Annotated in this window: 23 protein-coding genes; 16 read left to right on the forward strand and 7 right to left on the reverse strand. The window is 46.9% G+C overall.

Features of this window, described 5'->3' with window-relative positions:
* The first annotated feature begins 256 nt into the window (after positions 1 to 256).
* Both ABIA61_RS03305 and ABIA61_RS03310 read left to right on the forward strand, forming a co-directional pair.
* Complete coding sequence (locus ABIA61_RS03305; RefSeq protein ID WP_283655877.1) at positions 257 to 2,158, forward strand: serine hydrolase domain-containing protein; 1,902 nt, start codon at positions 257 to 259, stop codon at positions 2,156 to 2,158.
* Between the two features lie 159 nt (positions 2,159 to 2,317).
* Positions 2,318 to 5,353 (forward strand): chitinase N-terminal domain-containing protein, encoded by a 3,036-nt coding sequence (locus tag ABIA61_RS03310; protein ID WP_283655878.1) that lies wholly within the window; start codon positions 2,318 to 2,320, stop codon positions 5,351 to 5,353.
* 134 nt (positions 5,354 to 5,487) lie between these two features.
* Here ABIA61_RS03310 and ABIA61_RS03315 read toward each other — a convergent pair whose 3' ends face one another.
* Positions 5,488 to 5,622, reverse strand: coding sequence for a hypothetical protein (locus tag ABIA61_RS03315; protein ID WP_283655879.1), 135 nt, complete (start codon positions 5,620 to 5,622; stop codon positions 5,488 to 5,490).
* 29 nt (positions 5,623 to 5,651) lie between these two features.
* The gene (locus ABIA61_RS03320; RefSeq protein WP_283655880.1) at positions 5,652 to 6,005 is read right to left on the reverse strand and encodes a hypothetical protein; all 354 of its coding nucleotides are present in this window, start codon (positions 6,003 to 6,005) and stop codon (positions 5,652 to 5,654) included.
* Positions 6,006 to 6,281: 276 nt separating this feature from the next.
* Between ABIA61_RS03320 and greA the strand changes: the two genes are divergently transcribed.
* Complete coding sequence (gene greA, locus ABIA61_RS03325) at positions 6,282 to 6,761, forward strand: transcription elongation factor GreA (RefSeq protein ID WP_137063003.1); 480 nt, start codon at positions 6,282 to 6,284, stop codon at positions 6,759 to 6,761.
* 147 nt (positions 6,762 to 6,908) lie between these two features.
* On the opposite strand, the gene ABIA61_RS03330 is transcribed toward greA, so the two are convergent.
* Positions 6,909 to 7,448, reverse strand: a complete 540-nt coding sequence (locus ABIA61_RS03330; protein ID WP_404580282.1) for a transcription repressor NadR — start codon at positions 7,446 to 7,448, stop codon at positions 6,909 to 6,911.
* The gene (locus ABIA61_RS03335) at positions 7,445 to 8,599 is read right to left on the reverse strand and encodes an IscS subfamily cysteine desulfurase (RefSeq protein WP_404580283.1); all 1,155 of its coding nucleotides are present in this window, start codon (positions 8,597 to 8,599) and stop codon (positions 7,445 to 7,447) included. Before ABIA61_RS03335 ends, ABIA61_RS03330 begins: the two co-directional genes overlap by 4 nt.
* Before the next feature lie 168 nt (positions 8,600 to 8,767).
* On the opposite strand from ABIA61_RS03335, the gene nadA reads away from it, so the two are divergent.
* The 7 genes from nadA to ABIA61_RS03370 all read left to right on the forward strand — a co-directional run bounded on the left by nadA (position 8,768) and on the right by ABIA61_RS03370 (position 14,781).
* Positions 8,768 to 9,874, forward strand: a complete 1,107-nt coding sequence (gene nadA / locus ABIA61_RS03340; protein ID WP_404580284.1) for a quinolinate synthase NadA — start codon at positions 8,768 to 8,770, stop codon at positions 9,872 to 9,874.
* Between the two features lie 83 nt (positions 9,875 to 9,957).
* On the forward strand, positions 9,958 to 10,287 hold the full coding sequence (locus ABIA61_RS03345) for a hypothetical protein (RefSeq protein WP_404580285.1): 330 nt from the start codon (positions 9,958 to 9,960) through the stop codon (positions 10,285 to 10,287).
* The gene (gene yidC, locus ABIA61_RS03350) at positions 10,253 to 11,086 is read left to right on the forward strand and encodes a membrane protein insertase YidC (RefSeq protein WP_283655885.1); all 834 of its coding nucleotides are present in this window, start codon (positions 10,253 to 10,255) and stop codon (positions 11,084 to 11,086) included. Before ABIA61_RS03345 ends, yidC begins: the two co-directional genes overlap by 35 nt.
* Before the next feature lie 104 nt (positions 11,087 to 11,190).
* Positions 11,191 to 11,814: a GNAT family N-acetyltransferase gene (locus ABIA61_RS03355; RefSeq protein WP_404580286.1), complete on the forward strand. Its 624-nt coding sequence runs from the start codon at positions 11,191 to 11,193 to the stop codon at positions 11,812 to 11,814.
* A 76-nt stretch (positions 11,815 to 11,890) separates the two neighbouring features.
* Positions 11,891 to 12,544 (forward strand): phosphatase PAP2 family protein, encoded by a 654-nt coding sequence (locus ABIA61_RS03360; protein WP_283655887.1) that lies wholly within the window; start codon positions 11,891 to 11,893, stop codon positions 12,542 to 12,544.
* Positions 12,545 to 12,721: 177 nt separating this feature from the next.
* Positions 12,722 to 13,432, forward strand: coding sequence for a response regulator transcription factor (locus tag ABIA61_RS03365; RefSeq protein ID WP_404580287.1), 711 nt, complete (start codon positions 12,722 to 12,724; stop codon positions 13,430 to 13,432).
* Positions 13,429 to 14,781 (forward strand): sensor histidine kinase, encoded by a 1,353-nt coding sequence (locus ABIA61_RS03370; RefSeq protein ID WP_404580288.1) that lies wholly within the window; start codon positions 13,429 to 13,431, stop codon positions 14,779 to 14,781. The genes ABIA61_RS03365 and ABIA61_RS03370 overlap by 4 nt, the downstream gene beginning before the upstream one ends.
* A 106-nt stretch (positions 14,782 to 14,887) precedes the next feature.
* Here ABIA61_RS03370 and ABIA61_RS03375 read toward each other — a convergent pair whose 3' ends face one another.
* On the reverse strand, positions 14,888 to 15,361 hold the full coding sequence (locus tag ABIA61_RS03375; protein ID WP_283657881.1) for a C40 family peptidase: 474 nt from the start codon (positions 15,359 to 15,361) through the stop codon (positions 14,888 to 14,890).
* Between the two features lie 362 nt (positions 15,362 to 15,723).
* Between ABIA61_RS03375 and ABIA61_RS03380 the strand changes: the two genes are divergently transcribed.
* Positions 15,724 to 16,749, forward strand: a complete 1,026-nt coding sequence (locus ABIA61_RS03380) for a glycosyltransferase (protein ID WP_283655890.1) — start codon at positions 15,724 to 15,726, stop codon at positions 16,747 to 16,749.
* A gap of 21 nt (positions 16,750 to 16,770) precedes the next feature.
* Positions 16,771 to 17,493, forward strand: coding sequence for a succinylglutamate desuccinylase/aspartoacylase family protein (locus ABIA61_RS03385; RefSeq protein ID WP_283655891.1), 723 nt, complete (start codon positions 16,771 to 16,773; stop codon positions 17,491 to 17,493).
* A 168-nt stretch (positions 17,494 to 17,661) separates the two neighbouring features.
* Here ABIA61_RS03385 and ABIA61_RS03390 read toward each other — a convergent pair whose 3' ends face one another.
* Both ABIA61_RS03390 and ABIA61_RS03395 read right to left on the reverse strand, forming a co-directional pair.
* Positions 17,662 to 19,005, reverse strand: a complete 1,344-nt coding sequence (locus tag ABIA61_RS03390) for a sugar phosphate nucleotidyltransferase (RefSeq protein ID WP_404580289.1) — start codon at positions 19,003 to 19,005, stop codon at positions 17,662 to 17,664.
* A gap of 40 nt (positions 19,006 to 19,045) precedes the next feature.
* Positions 19,046 to 19,876 (reverse strand): DUF6492 family protein, encoded by an 831-nt coding sequence (locus ABIA61_RS03395; protein WP_283657883.1) that lies wholly within the window; start codon positions 19,874 to 19,876, stop codon positions 19,046 to 19,048.
* A gap of 211 nt (positions 19,877 to 20,087) precedes the next feature.
* Here ABIA61_RS03395 and ABIA61_RS03400 point away from each other — a divergent pair, with 211 nt between their 5' ends.
* The 4 genes from ABIA61_RS03400 (at position 20,088) to ABIA61_RS03415 (ending at position 23,964) form a co-directional block, all read left to right on the forward strand.
* Complete coding sequence (locus ABIA61_RS03400) at positions 20,088 to 20,942, forward strand: YheC/YheD family protein (protein ID WP_404519043.1); 855 nt, start codon at positions 20,088 to 20,090, stop codon at positions 20,940 to 20,942.
* Between the two features lie 180 nt (positions 20,943 to 21,122).
* Positions 21,123 to 21,830 (forward strand): DUF421 domain-containing protein, encoded by a 708-nt coding sequence (locus tag ABIA61_RS03405; protein ID WP_283657884.1) that lies wholly within the window; start codon positions 21,123 to 21,125, stop codon positions 21,828 to 21,830.
* 94 nt (positions 21,831 to 21,924) lie between these two features.
* Positions 21,925 to 22,956 carry a cupin domain-containing protein gene (locus tag ABIA61_RS03410; protein WP_283655894.1) on the forward strand — a complete coding sequence of 344 codons (1,032 nt, stop codon included), beginning with the start codon at positions 21,925 to 21,927 and terminating at the stop codon, positions 22,954 to 22,956.
* A 228-nt stretch (positions 22,957 to 23,184) separates the two neighbouring features.
* Positions 23,185 to 23,964, forward strand: a complete 780-nt coding sequence (locus ABIA61_RS03415) for an ABC transporter ATP-binding protein (protein WP_283655895.1) — start codon at positions 23,185 to 23,187, stop codon at positions 23,962 to 23,964.
* The last annotated feature ends 44 nt before the right edge of the window (positions 23,965 to 24,008 follow it).

The following is a 24,008-nucleotide window of genomic DNA, read 5'->3' on the forward strand; positions in this document are numbered from 1 at the left end:
CGGTCGATGATTTGACTGGAGTTCACTAATTTTTAATCTGTAACCCATGAATCCTGATCGAACATGTAAGAAGCCTGCTGCTTACGTGATTCGCTCAGGATTCGCTCTATCATCTGCACTCTCTCTATGGGAAGTGCGATGATTCCATAGCGCCATGCTGATGGCTCCGAATCCGAGTGAAAACATCTGCTCCGCTATGCAATCACCGCACCGTTCAATCAAGAAGCCAACTTCATACGTAAGGATGGTACTTCACATGAAGAATAGAGGCATTTGTTGCCTATCCGCATTCATTGCATCGTTGTTTCTCTGGAATCTGCTCATTGCTCCGGCAGGGGCAGCAGGCAACATAACGCCGAATTCATTGGAAAAAGCAGTGGATCACATCATGAACACAAAATTGGACAAATGGCATATTCCGGGGGCTGCCGTCGTCGTGACCCAGGGAGATCAAATACTTTTTAGCAAAGGGTATGGATATGCAGACCTGGAGAGAAAAACAGCCTTCGACCCGGCAAAGACCATTGTTCGTGTCGGCTCTCTAACCAAATCTTATAGTGCAAGCGCCGCTATGCAGATGGTCGAGCGAAACAAGCTTGATCTGAATGAAGACGTGAACAGCTATCTCTACAGCTATAAAGCTTCTCAATACCAGAATCAGCCTTTTAATCTGCATCAGCTTTTGACACATACCTCGGGATTGGACGAAGCGCTGTACGGCATTAACAGCTCGACCAAGGCAGGCTCATTGCCTACAGAGCAGTATCTCAGCACTTATTTTCAAAATCAGCCGCCCATTCGCGAGCCCGGAGTTCAGTTTGATTACAGTAATGTCGCCTACGGTCTGGTCGGTAATATTGTGGAGCAAGTAAGCGGTCAGGGACTGAATGATTACCTCCGTACACATCTGTTCCAGCCGATGGATATGCCTGGCGCGACACTAGATTTGCCGCTGAATAATCCGGCACTGGCTCAATCGTATCGGTGGAAACATGGAGCGTATTTGAAACAGCCTTTTTCGTATATTAATCTGCCGGGAGCAGGAGCGTTGAGCATCACACCCAACGAATTTTCACATTATCTAATCACTCATTTAAACGAAGGCAGATATGAGGGGAGGGCGGTACTCCAGCCCCAAACGGTAAAAGCCATGCATACACAGCAATTTGCAGCAGATCCACGCCTGGATGGTGTGGGCTACGGATTTTTCCGTGGCCAACTGGAGACAGGAGTACCCATGCTGTGGGCTACCGGGGAAATTGATGATTTTATTTCCGAAATGGTACTGATTCCGTCTCAAAAGATTGGTATTTTTGTGACCATCAATACGGCTGACACGGACACTCTGCTTCATGGAGAAGTCATAAATGCGATAGCCCAAATGCTGCCCGCAGAGCCGCAGGCCGATTCACAGTCACTGGCTCCTTCTGCTACCCAAGTGAAGCTTCCGCCAGAGATCGAGGGCGTATATCAGGTGAATGTGAACCCCGTTCATGGGTGGGGGAAATGGATTCGGATGCTGGGAAGCATTAAATACACCGTTCAGATTCAAGATGATCATACGCTAATTGTTAACGGTGTGTACCCGAATGAAAATGAAGCAACGAACAAAGTTTTTCAAGCAGCAGGCGATGGGCTGTTTGTGGAAAAGGGAGGGCAGCTTAAAATTTTGCTGTATCCGCAAAACGGTACATGGATGATGGTCGCTCCGGATAGCAAGACCATGAAGCAGACGGCACTTTGGCACCGTACCTGGACGCTGCTTGTCAACTATGCTGCTGCCTCCTTGTTTTTCATCACAACCCTGCTGATTTGGGTCGTAAGGTATGCAATAAGATCTATCCGCAAAGATAAAACCCACATTTCTTCAACCCTTGCATTCATCGCGTTACTGAATACGATTTTTCTCGGCGTACAGTTTATTTATGGAAATAGTCAGATTGTATATGGCTATCCAGCCTGGTATGTCTGGGGGATTTGTACGCTCCCAATGATTTCAGCGCTCATTGCTGTATGGGTATTGATCGTGAATGGTGCAAAGCTGATTACGGGGGAAAGGAGAGGTAGAGCCACAGGCAAAATCCTGTTTGCGGTGCTCACATTGCTGCATACTGTATATCTTTTTTATTGGAATTTTCTTCCTGTTCATTATTCGTAAACAATCAAAGCATTTTGCATGAATCCAAGAGCTAGTTTCCATATAGAGATGGAAACTAATTTACAAAACTTTGCATGTCCGAACATAAATGAATGCTAAAATTTATACTTGGTTCCCCATCAACCGGGGACGCAAACTAACAAACAGGAGGAATAAGAATTGGGAATCATTCGTCTTTTTGCATCCCGCAGCTTCAAATACGCAACTGCAATGGTGTTCACTTTGTCGTTGTACGCTGGTGCTGTGAGCAGCATACAACCGGCATCGGCAGAAGGTCCGGCTGATCCGGCCCCTTTTATCGCCGCCAAGGTGGTTAATGAAAACGCTGGCAAAAAAGTGTTGTTCGATAATACACACGGACAGACAGCCGGTGCGGCAGACTGGGTGATTGATGGCGGATTTTCAGACTTTGGCCAAGCCCTTGCAAGCAACGGCTATGATGTGCATGAGCTTCGCAAATCTACGCCCATTACTTACAATGATCTGAAGGATTATGATGTATTTGTGACGGCAGAGCCGAATATACCTTTCAAACAAAGCGAACAGGCTGTGATGGAGCAGTATGTCAAAGCAGGCAACAGCATTTTCTTCATTGGAGATCATTATAATGCGGACCGCAACAAGAACCGTTGGGACGGATCAGAGAGTATTAATGGTTACCGTCGCGGAGCATGGGAAGATCCTGCCAAGGGAATGAACGCGGAAGAAAGAAGCTCGGCGGCGATGCAGGGCGTAGTCAGCTCGGATTGGCTGGGTAGCCAGTTTGGTGTGCGTTTTCGCTACAATGCATTAGGCGATATTACCGCCAATCAGATTGTCGAGCCAGCGCAGGCGTTCGGCATTACAGCTGGGGTGAGCAATGTCGCAATGCATGCAGGATCAACACTGGCGATTATCGACCCGGCGAAAGCCAAGGGGATCGTATATCTCCCTAAAACCAATCAGGCTTGGGGCAACGCGGTAGATCAGGGCGTCTATAACGGAGGCGGCATACCAGAAGGACCCTATGCAGCCGTATCCAAAGTAGGACTCGGTAAAGCTGCCTTTCTGGGGGACTCATCTCCTGTTGAAGATGCGACGCCAAAATATCTGCGCGAAGAGACAGGAACCAAGAAGACGACGTATGACGGCTTTAAGGAGCAGGATGATGCCGTGTTGCTGGTTAATATCGTCGATTGGTTATCCAAGAAGGAGAACTACACCAGCCTGACGGATGTGAAAAGCTTGCAGCTTGATCAGCCGACAGCACTGCTGCCTTTTGAGGAGCCGCAGGCTTCGACGGAGCCACAAGCCGAGCCTTGGTCTGCTCCTGCAGCAGGTTACAAATGGTGGGATCAGCAAACTTTTAAAGCCGGAGCCTATGGCGGACCTACTGCCAGTGCGCAGCCTGCGTACAGCATCGTTCGTCAGGATCAGCTGCCGAATGCAGAGCCTTTTCAAATTCGAATTACTGCGGACCAACTGGCTCCGAATACCACGATTAGTGGATTCAGCACAGGCATTTATGTAGCGGGCGGCAATCAGGTTGCCCAGATTCAAAACCAGGATGGCACCTGGCCGACCTCGTACGGCTATAGCGGAGCATTCAGTCTGGAGTCCGACAGCAAGGGACATGCCTACAAAGACCTCACCGTACGGATTAAGCCGGGAACCAGCGGTTCGGCCAGTCTTAGGCTGAGACAAAACGGCAGCAACCTGTTGACCCAATCGGTCGTGCTGGCAGATGTTCCGGCCCAGCCGTTGCCCGAGGAAGGGAATACTGTTCCGGCTCGTATCCGTGTTGCAGAAGCACGGAGCCTCCCGGCTGGCAAAGTGGTTACACTGGCAGGTACGGTGACGACCGAGCCGGGTGCATATGGCGGTCAAGCCTTTTATATGCAGGATGAAAGCGGCGGTATTTATGTATATCAAAACCAAAGCGGTTTTCACCAAGGCGATCAGGTGAAGATTACGGCAACCTTGGCGCTGTATAACAGCGAGCTGGAGCTGACCGATCCGGTGGCTATTGAAAAAACAGGAGAAGGACAGCTTCCGGAAGCTCTACAGATCACCGAACTAAGCGATGCTAACCAAGGGCAGTTGGTCGAGCTTCCACAGGCCATCATTCGTAATGTAGCAGACGCGACTCCCATCGGTTCGTTTGAATTTGATGCGGTGTCCGGCGAAGTAAGCCACCATGTGCGTGTGGATGCACGTACAGGCGTAACACGGACCTCTTTTCCATATCAAGAAGGACAGCAAGTGAGGATTAAGGGAATTTCAGCGATTTTCAAAGGGAATTACCAGTTAAAGCCTCGTGGTCTTGCTGATTTTACAGCTCAGGCAGGGGCGGCATTGCAAGAAGTGAAGCTTTCGCTGGATCAAACAACCCTTAATGTTGGGGATACAGCAGTAACACATCTCAGTGGTACGCTCACAGATGGCAGCAAAGCGGATTTAAGTCATGCTTCCGTTCAGTATGCCAGCAGTCATGAGTCTGTTACCCTCGATACGTATGGACAAATTAAGGCAGAAAAAGAGGGGAGCGCCGAAATTACGGCCAGCGTAACCCTGGACGGTAAAACCGTCGTATCCAATCCAGTAACCGTTACAGTCCGGAAAGCTGCTGCAGGCGAAGTGCCGGGCAAACCTGTATTGTCCCATGATAACGGGCAGAATACCGGATTGAAGGACGGCGATTATAATATCACTATGAATCTATGGTGGGGTACGAACGGTGATGAACTCAAGCTGTATGAAAACGGCGAGCTGATCGGGACTCAACCGTTGAAATCCGCCTCCCCCGGGGCACAGAAAGCAGTCATCCCGGTAACGGGCAAGGCAAATGGCACTTATACGTACAACGCCGAGCTGATCAACGCTTCCGGTAAAACGGTTAGTGATCCGTTAACCGTCGAAGTGACCGATGCTTCGCCCGGCATTCCGGTGCTGTCTCACAACAACTGGGATGGTGACGGCAATTACACCGTTGCTGTGAACATGTGGTGGGGCACGAATGCGACCCAATACAATTTATATGAAAATGGCGAGCTGATCGACACGCAAGAGCTGCCGAACCAAACGCCGCAGGCTCAAAGTGCAGTCACAGATATCCAAGGCCGCAAATCGGGCACTTATGAGTATCGGGCCGAGCTGGTCAATGCCTCAGGAGAAACTTTTGGCAAAACGATAATCGTCGAAGTGAAGGACCGTTAAATCGTAAGAGCATCTATGGACTTTACAGAGTCAATAGATGCTCTTTTTTATTTATTCATGCTGTTGCTCTTATGTCTGACCATCGCTTCTCATATTGATTACAAAAAAGCCCCCGGAAACGGGGACCTGCCCATTTAAGATTGGGTTGGTTGAGCCGAGAGATTCTCTATATTGGTGGAGCCAAAGAAGAATAAAACAATCAGAATTGTAATAATAACAAACTCTGCAAAATGCTCTCCATCAAACTCACTTGGCGCAAGCTCACTCACCACAAAAAACCCCTTTCGTAATCGGCATATTACTTTTGCATTTTCTTTTGAAAGGCTTGTATCACTTGATCCAGCGTCATATTCCCGTTATCATTTAAAAATTTCACCATGTTATCAACGTTGGAAGGGTCTGCTGCTAATGTTTTGTATTTTCCCGTTAATCCCACAAGCAGCGTTGCTTGTCTGTATAAAGTAACGGAATCGACATGTAGCTTTCCTGTTAATAACAGGGCTGCTACGATGACCTCCACATTTTTTCCATGCAGGGCGGAGAAGATAGCCGAGTTACTATTTAACCCATTTTTCTTTTGTCCGTTGGGGTTAGGGGATGATTTGGATTTTTGATTGCGATTTTGGTTTCCATTCTTTCCTAAGGAAGTCATTGAATCTTCCTCCCGCCATATGTTGTCCTTGCCATTGCGGGACAAGGACAACGGAACTGCACGTGCTCATTCAAAATGCCGTTATATTCATATGATATGCGAACCAGAGAGCGTTGGTTACTGTAAGAATAACCCTGTCTGGTTGAACCCGACTCCTATCACCCTGTAATTTCTTTTCGCATGTTGGCTCAATATAGAGTAAACTACAATAAAGAAAGCCAAATGCGTTGGTAATCGAATGATGCAAAATGCTGAAATAGGAGTTGTAGATAAAATATGTCGAATGAAGAAGTTTTGTTGACTAAAGAGGGATTGACCAAGCTGGAGGATGAGCTTAAGGAACTAAAGACCGTAAAACGCAAGGAACTCGCCGAACGGCTTAAGCTGGCTATCAGCTACGGCGATTTGAAAGAAAATAGTGAGTATCACTCAGCGAAGGACGACCAAGCATTTATGGAAACCCGGATTCTCATATTGGAGAAGATGCTGACCAAAGCTCGGGTCGTGGATGAGAGCAGTTTGGATCTTAGAACCGTTAGTATCGGATCGACAGTCATTCTGAATGACATCGAATTTTCTGAGAAGATGGAGTACAAAATTGTAAGTCCTGCTGAGGCGGACGTGCTGGATAATAAAATTTCCTACGAAAGCCCTCTAGGAAAGGAACTTTTGGGTAAAGAAGTAGGCAGTATCGTTCATGTGAATGCACCCATGGCTGTCATCAAATACGAACTGCTCGAAATTAAGCTGACGTAATCCGTTCCCGATTCCCTTTTATGAGGGGGCCGGGATTTTTACTTTTTAATGAGCATAATTTTAGGGCTAAAGCCGCCCCCACAGGAGCGCAGAGTGCGCTCCACATGCGAGACAGGGGTTACATAGTATCTGCTATAACACTGCAAGCTAGTCCGTCATTAGAAAACCGGCATTCTCCAATGCGGCACAGGCTTCATTAATTTTAGCTTCATCAGGGGCATGCAAGGTATGAAGGTGAATACCTCCGGTCAGCTGGGACAGATAGGTCGCTTGGGTGGAGCTGATTTTGCGGATAAAATCGTCCACTTCCTTGCGGGTTCCGACCCGAATCGGAGCAGTCAGATCACCGTATACGGGATGCTCTACAATAACATCCTGTACACTTACGCCATAGTCGACGATCAGCTTTAGTTCCTCTTCTGTCTGTTCAGGTCGGTGCTTGCACACGATAATACGTGAGGCCGGGGGAGCTTCCTGGCCCGCAGGTTCCATATAAATATATCCTTGGCTTGTCGCAAGAATAGGCTCTTGGCTAGCTTTTAACAGGGAAATATCCTGTACGATTACTTGTCTGGAGACGGAAGCCCTGCGTGCCAGCTCGCTCCCGGTCAGCGGGGACTCGCTCTTAAGCCACAGCAGTAGCTGTTCGCGGCGTTCCGTGCCCATCCGTTTTAAAGGTTCAATCAACGGGATAAGCTCCTTTCTTGTCTACTTGTCAGGTCTGTTAAAATATCCACCAACACATCCAGATCCCCGGTGGTTGTCGTTTTTCCGAAGGAAATACGGATAAATTGCAATGCTTCACGACCGGATGCTCCAAGCGCTTGCAAGGCAGGAGAAGGCTCATGATGTCCGGCGGAACAGGCGCTTCCGGTGGATATACAGACACCGCTACGGTTACATTCCAGCATAACATATTGTCCCTCATAACCGTGAAAAAAACATCCCAGTATATGACTGAGTCTCTCAATCTTATTGTTTTCTGGTGCGGCCAAACGCAATGGAATTGATCTTTCCTGAATTTTGGTGAAAAAATACTGTCTTAACCTAGCGTATCGTTCCTGATGTAGCTCCATTTGTTTTGTCATCATTTCCGCTGCCGCAACAAACGCCGCAATGCCGGGAACGTTGACCGTTCCGGGGCGAAACCCGTTTTCATGCAGTGTTTCAGGATACACAGGGCGCCACGGCGTTCCCGGCCTGAGATATACCGCCCCCACACCCTTGGGACCATACACTTTATGGCTTGATATAGAGATAGCGTCCACCCCCAAGGCTGCTACATCAATGGGAATGTTCCCAAAGGTTTGTACTGCGTCGCTGTGCAGGAAAATACCACGATCTCGCAGCAGGGGAGACAAGGTCGCAAGATCCTGAATAAGCCCGGTTTCCGAGTTGGCGTGCTGTACGGATACAAGCCCGGTGTCTTCTCTGAGATAAGGTAAGAGATTATCACGGGTGATTCGACCTTCCTTGTCCGGCTGTACAATGGTCAGCTCATAGCCCTGCCGCTCCAGCAAAGCAGCCAGATTGTACATCGAATGGTGCTCCAGGGCGCTCATGATCCAGTGCTTTTTATGCTGTGTCAGTCCGTTCAGGATGGACTGTACAGCCAGCATGTTAGACTCCGTTCCCCCTGTTGTAAAATAAACTCCTTCCTTTTGGCCTCCAATCAAGTCTGCGATCCGTTGTCTGCTAAAATCCAGTGCATAAGCCGCATGACCGCCTGCATCATGAAGGCTGCTGGCATTTCCGAACATTTCCTTATTTAATGTGTTATACATATTCAAAGCTTCGTCACACATCGGTGTAGAAGCGGCGTAGTCCAGATAAATCATGGCGAATCTCCCCCTGCTAAAAATAATTCCATCCAAAAAGCCTTGAGATTATTGTAGGCATGTGTAAATATAAGTGTCAAGACACTTGTAAACATATATGTACACACAGCGCTTGTCTGTTACTGGGAAGACGGGCAGACAAGCCGCAGAGATAATGGAGGGATTCAAATGTCTATGCTTGACGTTTTACAAGGAAATCGTGGACTCATGCCAGAGTACTACAAGACACTGACGGTTGCTGATATGGAGCAGCGTGTCGCCCAATTGAAGCAAAAATGGGGACAAAAGCTGCTTATTCCAGGCCATCACTATCAGAAGGATGAGGTTATTCAGTTTGCAGATATAATAGGGGATTCCCTTCAGCTTGCCCAAATGGCGGCACAAAATCAGGAAGCAGAATTTATTGTGTTTTGTGGAGTACATTTTATGGCAGAAACAGCGGATATGCTGACTACGGATCGGCAAACGGTCGTGCTGCCGGATATTCGCGCAGGCTGCTCGATGGCAGATATGGCGAATATGGAGCAGACAGAGCGGGCCTGGAAGCATTTGCAGGAGATGGTGGGCGACACGATCATCCCACTGACCTATGTGAATTCCACGGCAGAAATTAAAGCTTTTGTGGGAAGACATGGCGGGGCTACGGTGACCTCTTCGAATGCCAAGCAAGTGCTGGACTGGGCGCTGAAGCAGAAGGAACGCATTTTGTTTTTGCCGGATCAGCACCTGGGCCGCAACACAGCTTACGATCTTGGAATTCCGCTGAATGAAATGGCAGTGTGGAATCCAATGACCGATCAACTGGAAACGGACCGTGACCCGGCAGCCGTAAAAATTATTTTATGGAAAGGGCATTGCTCTGTTCATGAAAAATTTACAGTTGAGAATATCCATCTTATCCGTGAGCGCGACGAGAGCATCCGGGTCATTGTTCACCCCGAATGCTCCTATGAGGTTGTTCAGCTTGCAGATTGCGCGGGCTCCACGAAATTCATCATCGACACGATCCATGCGGCAGAGCCGGGGACAAAATGGGCCGTTGGCACGGAAATGAATCTCGTGCAGCGTATCCGGCAGCAGTACCCCGAACAGCAAATTGAATCGCTAAATCCCGATATGTGTCCCTGCCTGACGATGAACCGGATTGATCTTCCACATCTGCTATGGGCGATGGAGCAGATTGACCGTGGAGAGCCTGTGGGTGTGATTCGTGTTAACGATCAGGTTAGACAGGATGCTGTGCTGGCCCTGAACCGTATGCTTGCTATCCGTTAAGGGTTTTTCCAGCCTGTATCTCTATTTAAAGATTAGTCGCTTGTCTGGTTTCGTGCTATAATCGGAGCAACGAACCGAAGGAGGTGAATCCCTTGTTTGAGCTTCAGGACCTGCTCCCCTATTTATTTACGATCGGCTTGCTGTGTACGGTAACCTACGCATATCTCGCTCATTTGTACGGCAATGTGCCCGAATGCTGGATAGAAGGCGGGGCCGTACGGTCGCATGCTTCTCCGCTGATGCCGTTAACTGCCCGTGGGCAGGACATGCCTGTCCGGCTGGCACGTCATATCCGGCGGAAGGAAGCGCCGGATGAAGACGCGTCAGATTGTTCCCTCTCGTTGAACGATGGCACAGCCAATCAACGAGGAGGAACATATGAAACGATTCAAGGGATTCACCTTTTGGGGTAAAAAAGAACGGATATTCGGAATTATGGTAGCGCTGGCGGTGGTTATGCTACTTTCCGGCTGCGGCGCGAATGCTGCGGAGATTAATGCACAGACACCTGGATTTTTTAATCATTATGTGGTGTTCCCGTTATCCTGGCTCATTCAGCAACTAGCGCAATGGTTTGGCGGAAGCTTTGGACTGGCGATCATGTCATTGACGTTAATCGTCCGTCTGGCGTTACTACCTCTTATGATGCGCCAAACACGTGCTCAACAGGGGATGAAGCGCAAAATGAGCGCTATGCAGCCCGACTTAGACCGAATTAAGAAGAAGTACGAAAATAAGAAGGATGCTGCCAGCCAGCAGAGTATGCAGCAGGAGATGATGTCACTTTACAAAGAGCATCAATTTAATCCGCTGAATATCGGCTGTCTGCCTATTCTCATTCAGCTACCCATATTGAGCGGTATGTACACAGCCATCCGGCTTACCCCGGAATTGGCGTCTCATTCGTTCCTATGGTTCCGACTCGGGCAGCCGGACTGGATTTTGGCAATCTTCGTCGCAGTCGTTTACTTGGCACAGGCCAAGCTATCCCAGCTTCAAATGACGGCTGACCAGCGCAAGCAGTTTGCGATCATGGGATATCTTTCGCCCATTATGGTGGCTGTTTTTTCTTTTAATGCGCCTGCTGCCATGCCGTTATACTGGACGGTAAGTGGTACCTTTTTGCTGCTCCAGTCGCTATGGTTCCGTAGACGCTATCCAACGGAGGAAGCAGAGGATAAGGTTAAGCTTGGAGAAGTTACGCCAACCTAAAATAACAGGGTGCCATTCGAGCCGTTATAAGGCTTGAGAGGCATCCTTTTTTCTATGCTTATGTGGACAATTCGCTTGCGTTATTTTAGTCATTATGAAGGAGTTTGCAAAAATCCAATAAGCCAGCAGGATTTATCGAGTATGCGCCGGGTGAACAGGCATGGAGAGCCGTTCATGCGGACGGATATTTTGTGATTCATTGTGTATGGATTGGCATAACGGGTTTGGGGCTAGGCTCGCAGCTCATTCGACGTTGTATCGAGGATGCCGTCACGTTGGGTAAAAAGGGAGTCGCTGTGGTTACCAACATGGATACATCGTGGGCGCCCGGTCCCGACATTTTTCTGAAAAATGGATTTCAGCATGTGGAAGACGCACCTTATTCTTTTCAGTTGTATGTATACAAGCTTAATAGGGACCACTCTGATCTTTATTTTCCAAATAACTGGGTACAGCGGCTGGTGCGCTTTAGTGAAGGCTTGACCATCTTGCGAACTCATCAATGCCCCTATTTGGAGATTGCCACGCAAAACGTAATTGAAGCGGCAGAGAAGGTAGGCATACAGCCCAAAATCATGCATATACACGATCGTTCACAGTTGATGGAATTGTCTCCGACACCTTACGGTGTGTTCCATGTGATCTGTAACGGAGAGTTGATTTCATATCACAGGCTGACTCCGCATTCTTTTGCCAAAAAGCTGAGCATGCTTTACGCTAAAAGCTAATTCTTTTAGTGAAATTATAAAAGAAATGTGGGTAAAGTAAAGACACGAAACGAACCTCATGGAGGACCAACAAGACATGAAACAAACACCAACAAAGCTACCCATCTCCTTAGCCCTGCTTACATGTGTAGTATGTGCGCTCGGTTTCGGTTTAATCGCATTATGGGTTAGCGACCATCAAGTACAGCATTTTGACCAGAAAATTATTGCGAATATTCAACAGTTGGAGTCGCCTTCCATGACCCGTCTAATGAAATTTTTCACTATGATCGGCAGCGGAATTCCGGTTGTGATTATTATTTTAATCGCCATGTTTGTGCTGCACAGAGTATTGGGACATCGCAGAGAACTGCTATTTTTGGCGATTGCTGTGCTGGGATCAGCGCTGCTGAATACGGTTTTAAAATGGCTATTTCAGCGTGCGAGACCCGAAATTAACCGTATTATTGAAGCGAATGGATACAGCTTTCCGAGCGGACATTCCATGACCGCTTTTAGTATGTATGCGGCGTTGACGTTTTTAGTGTGGAAACATGTTCCTTCCAGGCCAGGCCGTATCCTTCTGATTGTGCTCAGTAGCCTGCTGATTATAGCGATAGGGACAAGCCGCATTTATTTGGGCGTGCACTATCCGAGCGACGTTGTGGGTGGCTATTTTATGAGTGGCTGCTGGATGGCGGCCTGTATTTGGTTTTATCAGCGTATATTAGCCAGTTCATTGACCCAGTGAAATAAAACATAGTCTACATTAATTAACATGAATAAATTTCTCCTTAACATCAAAAAATTGAATTACAAAGTTATTTTATAGAGCGACTGCACGGATAAGAGCTTAAAATCAAATAAAAAAATGCATGTCTTCTCCATAACTCAATTTGTTTTTCTATAGAAATCAGGTGGTTTTGCGGTGAAAAAATCGGTACTGGTCATTGATGATGAAGAGAAAATATCCAGATTACTCCAATTGGAGTTATCCCACGAAGGATATGCAGTTGAAATTGCTCAAACGGGTAAAGAAGGATTAGAAAAAGCTTTGGCACACACATGGAATATCATCATTTTGGATGTGATGCTGCCGGAAATCAACGGGGTCGAGGTGCTAAAGCAGATTCGAAAAGTGGACAAGCATACGCCCGTAATTATGGTCACTGCACGTAACGCAACTACGGATAAGGTTTCTGGTCTGGATGAAGGTGCAAATGATTACATTACGAAGCCTTTTGAAATCGAGGAATTATTAGCACGGATGCGGGCCAGTATGAGACATCAATTGGAGTCCAAAGCTACCTCTTCACAAGAAGAGGACAAGCCGCCGTATCTTCAGGTCGATAGCTTGATGCTGGAACCCAAGACACGTTCTGTGGTGCGAGAAGGAAAGCGAATCGAACTGACGCCCAAAGAATTTGATCTGCTTCATTACCTCATGGAGCACAAAAATCAAGTATTGCAGCGAGATCAAATGATTCAGGACGTATGGGGGTTTGATTTTGTCGGCGATACGAATGTAGTCGATGTGTATATCCAATATGTTCGTAAAAAAATCGACCATGGCTACAAAAAAAAGCTGATTAAAACCGTGCGTGGCGTAGGGTATTGCATCAGGGAGGAAGACCATTGAAGCTGCGGACCAAAATTACTCTGCTCAGCTCGGTTCTGGTGATGACCATTCTCCTGTTTGTGGACGTCACCGTTCATCTGTTATTTGTCAAAATCGCCACTCGCAATGAAAGAGAAGTGCTGCAAAATAAGTGGACTGAAATCATTGCCGAAACCGGTTCCGCGATGATTCTGAAAAATGCATGGGGACCCGAGTTGAAAGATGAGCTTTCAGGAGACACAATCCTGAGGGTTTTTGACCAGCAATCCCGTCTTCTGTATGAAGTAAGTCGTCAGTCCCGCTTTAAGCTGGGCGATATACGTTTTAACCCTTCTCAAAGCTCACAGCTGACAGATGTACAGGGTCATAAAATTTTAGTAATTCATCTCCCAGTGCTTTCACCGGAAGGCAATCAGGAGGGAACGCTGGAGATCGTAGAAAAATGGGATGCGCTTGAAAATAATCTCGATATTTTAGATACGATTTTGGTCACCTCAACTACAGGCGCTATGCTGCTTAGTCTGGTAGGCAGCACGATTTTAGCGAATGCGATATTGCTACCGATTTCGAGCAGTATACAGACAATGCAGGAAATTGAAAGAAGCCTTAAATTCAAAAAAATCCCGGCTCGCACTCACAATCAAGATGAATTGTCTCAAATGACCGCGACCTTTAATCGAATGATGGACAGATTGGAAGAGAGCTTTCAAAGCCAGCAACAATTCGTCTCAGATGCTTCGCATGAGCTGAATACGACATTAATGATCATTGAGGGCTATGCTAACATGCTGCGGCGGTGGGGCACGCGTGACGAGGGCATCTATAAGGAATCCATTGAATCCATCTATGAAGAAACTCAGCGCATGCGAACGATGACACAGCAATTACTGACTTTGGCTTCCTCACAGCAAAAAGAACCCGAGCCGTATGAACGGATAGAGCTGATCGGTTGCTGTCAACAGGTAATAGCGCATTTCAAGCCTGTACATGATCGTCAAATAACTATTTTTACAGATGAAAAAGAAATCTGGCTTGATGCCAACCTTGCAAAAATCAACCAGCTACTAGTTATCTTGCTTGATAATGCTTTAAAGTATAGCTCGGCTCCAATCGAAATATTGCTGTCTACAGATGAAAAGGATGTGTACATCCGGGTCAAGGATTATGGAATCGGGATACCAGTGGGCGAGGTCAAGCGAGTCTTTGAACGATTTTATCGGGTAGACAGCTCTCGACATCGTAAAACCGGAGGAACCGGGCTTGGGCTGCCGATTGCCAAGGCTATTACAGACATCCATCAGGGGACAATAGGTATGGAAAGCGTGGAAGGAGAAGGAACGGAGGTGACCGTCACACTGCCTCGAATATAACAGGAAGGGCTGTCCATCCAGTAGACATATCTACTCGCGGAACAGCCCTTATTTGTTGATATTTTGTAAGGGATTACAGATGATTGAGAATGCATCTACATTTGTCCTAGAGGACACGACGTGCTGTAGTGTAATGGGAATTCCACCAGCCTGAATTAAGGTCCGTAATCGTTACGCCGCCTTTACCGAATGTGTGTAAAATTTTGCCGTCCCCCATATAAATCGCTACATGGTGAATTGGCGCATAGAAAAAGACCAGATCGCCTTTTTGCAGCTGACTACGTGGTACAAAAGTGCCGACGGTCGATTGCTGTCTGGAAGAGCGCGGCAGATTGATAGCGTTTTGTCCAAAAACATATTGAGTAAATGAAGAGCAATCAAAAGAGCTTGTGTTCCCTGCTGGTGCTCCATGCTGATAGCGTACACCCATAAACTGTGAACCAGTGGAAATAATCTGATCAGCTTTGCTCACAGAAGCGGCATGTGTGGTGTCAGGTCCAACAACGAAACTCCCGGCGCCGAATGCCAAAGTCATCGTAAAGCAAATGCCCATCCATAGTTTTTTTGAAGTGTGTGTCATATAACATTCCTCCATTATTTCGTATTTTGTATCTTGCTGTGATGTCTTGAGATGACAATAACACAAATAAAATATCCTGAATTTACCACTCAAGGTTACAGTCCTGTAACCTCAATGCTTTTCCCCCTATTATTAGAAAACGATGAGAATTTTCACCTTAATTTTGGATTGACAAAATATGCAGTTCCTCCTTATCACTGGGTACCTATGACAAAAAATGACCTAAAGATGATTCGCACAAGCAATCACGAAAAATATACATACATATATACTACAGTTTATAACTTGTACGGGAGTAAGCTAAGGTTCCCGTTCATACCGTGAAGATCACACCGTATTTCTGTTCAGGAAGGGGAATTCATATGGCTTCAAAGCAGATTAAAATGCCCAAAGGCCGACCTCTAACCATTGTTCAGATCATCTCCAACTATCCCAATGCACAGCCGGTACCCTCCATCAAGGGTGGAACGGAAAAGGTCGTGTATGAATTAACGGAGGAACTGGTAAGACGAGGACATCATGTATCTTTGTTTGCCGCCCGCGGCAGCAGGAGCAGTGCAAGGCTGATTGCTTATCCCAAGGGATTAAAGCACGAGCAGATCCATCAGTACGTCCTTCAGCACATGCCTACTGGCACACAAATCATTCACGATCATACCTTTCGCTCTGCTCTGGGACGCAGGCAACTGCCTTGTCCATCGGTATGCACAGTTCATCTTCCCGTGAAGAGACACGGTAAAAACCCGGTATTTGTCAGTAAACGGGCACGCCAGCTTATGGGCGGGGGCAAAGGATTTTATGTCTATAATGGTATCAACACACATGAATACGAGTTCAGCAGCGAGAAGCGCGGCTATTTGCTGTTCATGGGCAGGATTATACGTAATAAAGGCGTATTGCAAGCTATTCAGGTTGCAGAACGAACAGGAAAAAGACTGCTCATTGCCGGCCCTATCAAAGCTCCGGTATTTTTTCGTCAGGAGATTCAGAAACGAATTCAGCGTAATCCCAATATCCGCTATGTGGGAGCCGTGGGAGGCAAACAAAAGCAGGAATTGCTCAAATACGCGGAATGTCTGTTGTTTCCGACCTTGTGGGAAGAGCCATTCGGACTTGTGATGGTGGAGGCGATGGCTTCTGGAACACCCGTACTGGCTCTGAAAAATGGCTCGGTTCCCGAGGTGCTCTCAGGCTTTCCACAGCTTATTTGCAAGTCGATTGAGCAAATGGCGCGAAAGGTGCAGCAAAAAAACTACCCACCACCAGCCAAGCTTCGCCTGTATGTGACGCAAAGATTTACCAACAAACAGATGACCGATAAATATGAGAATCTATACCGTGAAATTATCCGCCGACAGGCAGAGGGGAAAAGGGCATCGAAAGCCTGAGCCTAGACGGAGGTGAAGGGAATGAAGGTAACAAAGCTTATGCTTGGAAAGGGTTATTCTTGGGCGACTCCTTATTATATAGCCACTGGGGAACAGGGCGGTCCGCATGTGATGGTGGTCGCGGGCATCCACGGCAAGGAAATCGCAAGCATCCGCGCGGCTGAGAAGCTGGTGGAGCTGTTGAAGCAGCAGAAGCTGCAAATTAGCCAAGGCAAGCTGATTATCGTACCGATCGTGAACCAGGCGGCTTACCGCAAACGAATCAGGGGCGTACCTGATCTCAACCGAACCTTTCCACGCACAAAAAAGCAGGCGGCATCCAATCCACTTTCCGCTGCGGTATTCCAATTAACACAAAGGCATCAACCCGAGTGGTATCTTGACCTGCATGAAGCCAACGGATTGTCACAAAAGGATGCCAAGGTGCTGGGTCAAACGCTAATTTCCAATAAGGACAATCCGGCAGTCCCTGCGGTGCGTCGAACTATAAAACGAATGAACCGTTCCATCAAGAATAAAGACCGACATTTTAACCTTCGGCTGCATGAGCTTCCAGGTTCCTCCCGTACGGCGGCAGCCCGTATCCTGGGCGCACGCGCGGTCACCGTAGAAACAGGCTGGAGTTTGCCCAAGAATGTACGTATCAAGTATCAGTTGGAGATCGTGCGGCATTTTTTAAGAGAAGCCGGGATGATCAAGGCCAACGAGGTATATTTATCTGCCAAGGTTAGAGCTGTTACCTAGGGCGTGTATTAATGAAAATGTATTACAAAATAAAAATCGCTTCTGAAGCAAGGGATTCTCCTTTCCCATACTCAAAAGCGATTTTTTTATTTGCCATTCTCGTACATGAGGAGTTTGCAAAATCCTGGCATAAATTGATTTTTGGGGCTTATGTGACATATCTATGCGTCAGGATTCGGATTTATAGAAGGCGGTGACCAAGCTTTCCCCCAGACGAACCTCGATCAGCTCCAATGGTTTATCCAGATCGGCACGGATCGTGTGATACATATCAACCGGAATACGAAAGACTGAACCGCTTGCCGCCGTAAAGCGTTCTCCGTTCAGCATGACCTCACCCCGGCCAGAAACGATCGTCCAAACTTTCAGCCCACTGCCATGACAATGGCCGTTTAAGCGATGATCTGGCAGAACTGTCAAGCGTATGGCAAGAATATCGTTCAAACTCCGATGATCAAATTCGTCCAGCACCCGGTAGCTGCCCCAAGCGGTTTCACCATGCATAGGGCGTAGCGGAAGAGTCCCCAGCTTCTCCTTGATCGCGTGGGCATGACTCTTGGCGGCAATGAGGATGCCGTCGGGGCTGGCAGCAGCAATAATATCCTCCACGCCAATGACATGAAGTGGATAGGGCAGCTCATTGACGATATGCGTACCATGAGCGGGACCGCTGATCTGTCCGCGTCCAATCACTCGGTTGCCAAGCTGCTCTGATAATGCCTGCCAGCTGCCGATATCGCGCCATTCACCCTCGTAGGGGAGAACGACGGCACGCTCGGCACGCTCCGCAATCTCCTCGTCAAAGCTGCGAACAGGGAGGCAGTCATACATCGCGCATAATGCCTTGTCGTTCAGCGGCAAATCACTACGCTCCATGCAGGCCAGCATATACCGCAGCTTAAAAGCGTAAATGCCGCAGTTCCAGAGCGCACCTTGGCTGATAAGCTGTTGCGCCCCCAGGCGATCCGGCTTTTCTGTGAAGCGGGCAACTGACGCATAGGAGATGTTCCCTTTCCTTATCCCTCCCTGATCTGGAACGATATAGCCGTATTGGTCGGAGGGATGAGTAGGCCTTGTCCCAAGCATGGCAAGATCGGCTCCACTATCCAGCAACAGACTGGAGAGTGCCGATACACTGTGGAAGAAATCCTCCCCCGCAAACATATCCGCTGGAGCGATACAAACAATTTCGTCCAGTCCCACGCCTCTGGCGTGAAAATGAGCAGCTGCCAGTGCAGCTGCGGTGAAGGTTCCCCGTTTGGCCGGTTCGCCTAGAACGGGCAGACGACCTTCCGTATGGCGAAATGCTAAATTTACCTGGCTCCGATGAGCCAGCAGCAGGGCAGAGGAATCCAGTCCGGCTATAGTAAGCTGTCGAACCACCCGACTAAGCATAGATTCCTGTTGCCCGTCAGGGGCAGGCAGCAGTCGGAGAAACAGCTTCGAGCGGATATCGTTGGACAATGGCCACAGCCGTTTTCCAGCACCACCGCATAACAATACGATGTGCACAGGCACTTCCTCCTTTGATACAGATTCATTGTGAAACGAATCATTTTGCGGAATTTTGTTGCTTTTTAACGATCTGATATACCTTACGTTGATGAAAGGATAAAGAACGATGGCTTTTAGCGAAGGCATCCAATTGTTTTTGCGAGAGGGAAGAAGCCCGACTATGAAGCGCTTTATTAAGTGACTTGCGCAAAATCATCCGAGAGGGCTGCTTGCTGTACAGATCGTTGGCATACGTCTCATATTCGGAAAAACCAAACTGCTTTTTCCGGTCTATACTTTGGATAATCGCGTTATACCAAGGTTTTCCATGACGGGCCTCAATAACCTGCTTGAGGCGGGTGAGCTGCGCTTTTTCAAACAGCATATAGTGAGTAACAAAGGACTTCGGCGAGGGAGCCTTCACGCCCATCAGCTTGCGGTAGGTGCGGAAATACTCAGGCTGGCTCCAGCTCCGATAGTAAAATATCGTTTTGCCGTCCTTCCGAAACACATGTGGACGAATCAAAATCGTATCCGCATCAATGACGAGAAAGAAAGGAGCTTTACTAATTTTATCACCGTTCATTTTGAGCAATTGCTGATATAGCCAGCCTGAGCGGTCCCAGCGCGCTGTACCGTAACGAATATGTTTTTTTGTTATGGGCAGCACCGTCTTTTCGTCTACAAATGTACAGCTTTTGCTGGCACACAGTCGACGAATTCCAGTGCTTTGCGGTGAAACGATATAAATCGTTCCAATTCGGTGCTGTACGTGACGGCGCAGACTGTCTATCACCAGCGGTAATGTGGCAATATCTTTATCTATTGCAGGAATCAGAACATCGATTGTAAGGGAACCCTTCCGTGGCCCATCTGATTGCGCTGACATGCTATTCACTCCCTATATATGCAAATGTACGCGTCTGGCGTCTTACAATATCGTATGCCTGGTCAGGCGAACCCGACCGGGCAAGGCCAGTCGTCTATTTCTAAGCAGCACAGGGCTGATGTAGCTTTCGGATGGGGAGTTGGTGCATACGATGGATTGATCTTTTTTTAACAGGAGCGTTCTACCCTGAGATTAGAGAGGAGAGGAGCAAGTGAAATCTTCACAAGCACAGGCTTTGCGCAGCAAGTGGCATAAGACCAAATTGCTGCTCCCGCATCGTGGCATCAAGCCGTTTGTGCCGGATACCCGGAAATATACCAAAGCCAATTTGAAGTCAATGCTGGAGAAGTACGGTATGGTCTATGTAAAACCCGACCGAGGTACATTCGGTAAAGGTGTAATGAGAGTAGAGCAGGAAGGTCAGCGTTTTGCCTATCAACATGAGGAAAAGCGTTTGGAGTTCAAAAATGTAGAGGCACTACATGCCAGCCTGTCGAAAAAAACGGGGAAGAAAAGCTATCTCATTCAAAAGGGAATCCATTTACTACGCCATCAGAAGCGTTATTTTGATATCCGGGTCATGGTGCAGCGCAATGCAAAAGGTCCATGGGAATCTACCGGAATTATTGGCCGGCTAGGTCATCCTCGTAAAATTGTAACCAATTATCATAGCGGCGGTAAGCCGATGGCACTGGCGGAGCTGCTAAAGACCCATTTATCTCAAAGCAAGCAGGCTGAGCTGATAAAGAAGCTGAATGCCCTGGGCATTACCATTGCCACACAACTGCAAAAAACATATCCGAATTTCCGTCAAATTGGAGTGGACATTGGACTGGAGCGCACCTTTACCCCATGGATTATTGAAGTGAATACGAAGCCTGATCCGTATATTTTTAATCAATTAAAGGATAAGTCGATGTACCGCAAAGTTTTAAGCTATTGGCGACTGGCCAATGAAAAGAGAAAGGCTACAGTTCCAAGCAAAGATAAAAATAAGGATAAAGATAGAAATAAGAATGAGGATAAGGCTAAAAAAATAGACTCTAAAAAAGCAAAAAGTTCATGAGCGAGGAATTACTCCGGTGACTGTAGCTCTGAATGGAGAAATAAAAGGATGAATGCCTTGTCGATTCATCCTTTTTACATACTCGATTTTCCTGTTTTATTGCTGATCGAAAATGAATGTAATGAGAAAAGTGGAATTGGAAAAGCTATATTAAAACAATGAGAACTGAGGTCTTGATATATGGAACTATGGGAAACCCTGTTAAGGTCAATATCCGCATTTACCCTAATGATGCTTATAGCACGTATATTGGGCAAATCGACTATTGCGCAAATGACCTACCATGATTTTGTGGCTGCCATTACATTGGGGGCCATTACCGCGAATCTTGCCTTTAATAACACAATAAGTATAAGGATTTTACTAACATCCCTGCTTGTATTTACCGGAATTTCTTACTTGCTGATGTTTTTTGCCATGAAGAACCGGAAACTGAGGGACTGGCTTTCGGGAAAACCAACCGTGTTGATTCAGGAAGGAAAAATTTTGGAGAGCAATATGAGAAAGCTTAAGATTACACTGGATACACTGAATCAGGAGCTAAGAAGTAAAAATATTTTTAATATTCAAGACGTTCACTATGCCGTACTCGAAATGAATGGAGCCATTTCCGTATTACCCAAGTGGGAAAGTAAACCTGTAACCAGAAAAGATTTGCATTTGGACGATCGTTCCGAGCATATTTTTCCTATTGAATTGATTATGGATGGGAGCATTATTGAAGCTAATTTGAAGGACAATGACATTACAACAGAGTGGCTACATTCCCAGATAAAAAAGAAGGGGCTTTCGATTGAAAACATCAATTATGCTGTAATCAGTTCTAATGGAAGTATATATTTTGATGAATATAAGGATCGAATCAAACATCCTGTTGATAAAGAATGAATGAATTTGATTTCATTAACATTAAAGGTATATAATAGATATGTTATAATAAGTAAATATAGACATATAAAATGATTTGGAGGAGGAATCGGCTATGAAATCATTTAAGTATGCTTTGGAGAAAAAGGAACCCAGAACCGGACCGGGAGGTATCACACGTGGGGCTTCGGTCCATGATTTTCCTGTATCGGAAGGAATAGCAGGGGTTTCTATGCGTTTGGAGCCGGGTGGAATGCGTGAGCTTCACTGGCATGCTAATGCGGCTGAATGGGCCTATGTGATTAGCGGCTCCTGTCGGACAACGGTTATCCATCCGGACGGTTCTTCATATGTCGATATTTTCAATCCCGGTGATGTCTGGTATTTTCCTCGTGGTTATGGTCATTCAATTCAAGGTCTTGGTCCTGGTGAGTGTCATTTTATACTGATTTTTGATAATGGAGATTTTTCGGAGGACCACACGTTCAGCATAACGGATTTCATCGCTCAGACTCCTGCGGAGGTTGTCATGCAGAATCTGGGACTTGCAGCCGACGAACTGGCTCTTTTGCCAGATAAGGAAGCCTATTTTGTAAAAGGACCTGTACCTTCTAACGATTCTCATAATGCATATCCTCGCGTTTCTTCCGATCTGATCACTAAACATCGGTATCCTTTAATGGCCAAACAGCCCAGATTGGCACCGGGCGGAGGGACACAGCGGACGGTTACGGTAGAAGATTTTCCGATTTCTTCGACTATGGCAGGATCTGTGATTGAGCTGGAGCCGGGCGGATTGCGAGAAATGCACTGGCATCCCAATGCGGATGAATGGCAATATTATTTGGATGGTAATGCAGAAATGACTGTATTTCTCGCTGAAGGGAATGCAGTGACAGAGCAGTTTGAAGCCGGAGATGTGGGGTATGTACCCATGGGAGCCGGACATTATATTAAAAATATAGGTTCGGAGGTATGCCGCATTTTGATTGGCTTTAACAGCGGTCATTACGAAGCCATTGATTTGAGTGAGTGGCTGGCTGGGAACCCTGTTGATGTATTAGCAACGAATCTGGGCCTTCCTAGAGAAATAGCGAATAAACTGCCTCATAAATCGGTCTTTATCGCTTCAAAATCCAAATCATAAAACAACGAAACAGCCCGCTTTTTGCTCCCGTATGTATGGGGGAGCAGAAAGTGGGCTATTAGTCATGGTTTCGTTTCTGTTACGATTAAAAATTTTATACAGTGAATTTAGAATTGAACAACCTGCAACCCTGTGCTATTCTAATACGAAAGTGAGGATTAACGTAGTAAAAGTGATTTTTTACTATGCTCATAAACATCAGATGATATGATCAATAGGAGGATAAACATGAATTCTGTCATTGAACTTAACAATGTAAGCTGGAAAAGGGACAATCGCACCATACTGGATCAAATTAACTGGCAAGTAGCCGAAGGAGAGCATTGGGCTGTACTCGGATTGAATGGATCAGGCAAAACAACGATGCTTAACATAATTAATGGTTACATATGGCCAACTACAGGCAGTGTCGGTGTGCTGGGTCATACCTTCGGGGATGTGGATCTGAGGGAACTGCGCAAATCCATCGGTTGGGTCAGTTCCTCTTTACAGGAAAGAATCAATGGCAGTCAGCGCACGCAGGATGTTGTCATTAGCGGCAAATTTGCCTCCATTGGACTTTATGATCAAACAACGGATACAGATTATGAGCAGGCCGTACAACTCATGACCCAACTGGGCTGTGCTCACCTCGTGGACCGATTGTATCAGGGGTGCTCACAGGGGGAAAAGCAAAAAGTGCTTATTGCCCGTGCGCTGATGGCCTCGCCCAAGCTGCTGATTTTGGACGAGGCGTGTAACGGACTGGACTTCTTTTCCAGGGAAGCTTTACTAACTAGTATCCGTCAGTTGTCCGAGTCGCCGGGTGCGCCGAATTTGCTGTATGTTACACATCATATAGAAGAAATTCTACCCATGTACACGCATACCATTCTGATTCACCGGGGTACCGTTTTTGCCAAAGGCAAAACGACTGATATTCTGAGCAGTGAAACGCTTAGCGATTTTTTTGAAACACCGGTGCAGGTGGAGTGGAGACAGGATCGTGCATGGCTCTCTATGGTGTAGAGAGTCAATGCAGTTTATTCTTTTTCATTCCTGACTACAATGAC

This window comes from Paenibacillus sp. RC21 (assembly GCF_044907935.1).
GTDB classification, from domain to species: domain Bacteria; phylum Bacillota; class Bacilli; order Paenibacillales; family Paenibacillaceae; genus Paenibacillus; species Paenibacillus terrae_A.

Bases quoted from the DNA above. Each gene is read 5' to 3' on its own strand.
- ABIA61_RS03360 (WP_283655887.1), top strand. From the start codon at position 11,891: ATGAAACAAACACCAACAAAGCTACCCATCTCCTTAGCCCTGCTTACA.
- ABIA61_RS03335 (WP_404580283.1), bottom strand. From the start codon at position 8,599: ATGATTTATCTGGACTACGCCGCTTCTACACCGATGTGTGACGAAGCT.
- ABIA61_RS03405 (WP_283657884.1), top strand. From the start codon at position 21,123: ATGGAACTATGGGAAACCCTGTTAAGGTCAATATCCGCATTTACCCTA.
- ABIA61_RS03395 (WP_283657883.1), bottom strand. From the start codon at position 19,876: ATGTCAGCGCAATCAGATGGGCCACGGAAGGGTTCCCTTACAATCGAT.
- ABIA61_RS03375 (WP_283657881.1), bottom strand. From the start codon at position 15,361: ATGACACACACTTCAAAAAAACTATGGATGGGCATTTGCTTTACGATG.
- ABIA61_RS03385 (WP_283655891.1), top strand. From the start codon at position 16,771: ATGAAGGTAACAAAGCTTATGCTTGGAAAGGGTTATTCTTGGGCGACT.
- yidC (WP_283655885.1), top strand. From the start codon at position 10,253: ATGAAACGATTCAAGGGATTCACCTTTTGGGGTAAAAAAGAACGGATA.
- ABIA61_RS03410 (WP_283655894.1), top strand. From the start codon at position 21,925: ATGAAATCATTTAAGTATGCTTTGGAGAAAAAGGAACCCAGAACCGGA.
- nadA (WP_404580284.1), top strand. From the start codon at position 8,768: ATGTCTATGCTTGACGTTTTACAAGGAAATCGTGGACTCATGCCAGAG.
- ABIA61_RS03380 (WP_283655890.1), top strand. From the start codon at position 15,724: ATGGCTTCAAAGCAGATTAAAATGCCCAAAGGCCGACCTCTAACCATT.
- ABIA61_RS03320 (WP_283655880.1), bottom strand. From the start codon at position 6,005: ATGACTTCCTTAGGAAAGAATGGAAACCAAAATCGCAATCAAAAATCC.
- greA (WP_137063003.1), top strand. From the start codon at position 6,282: ATGTCGAATGAAGAAGTTTTGTTGACTAAAGAGGGATTGACCAAGCTG.
- ABIA61_RS03415 (WP_283655895.1), top strand. From the start codon at position 23,185: ATGAATTCTGTCATTGAACTTAACAATGTAAGCTGGAAAAGGGACAAT.
- ABIA61_RS03305 (WP_283655877.1), top strand. From the start codon at position 257: ATGAAGAATAGAGGCATTTGTTGCCTATCCGCATTCATTGCATCGTTG.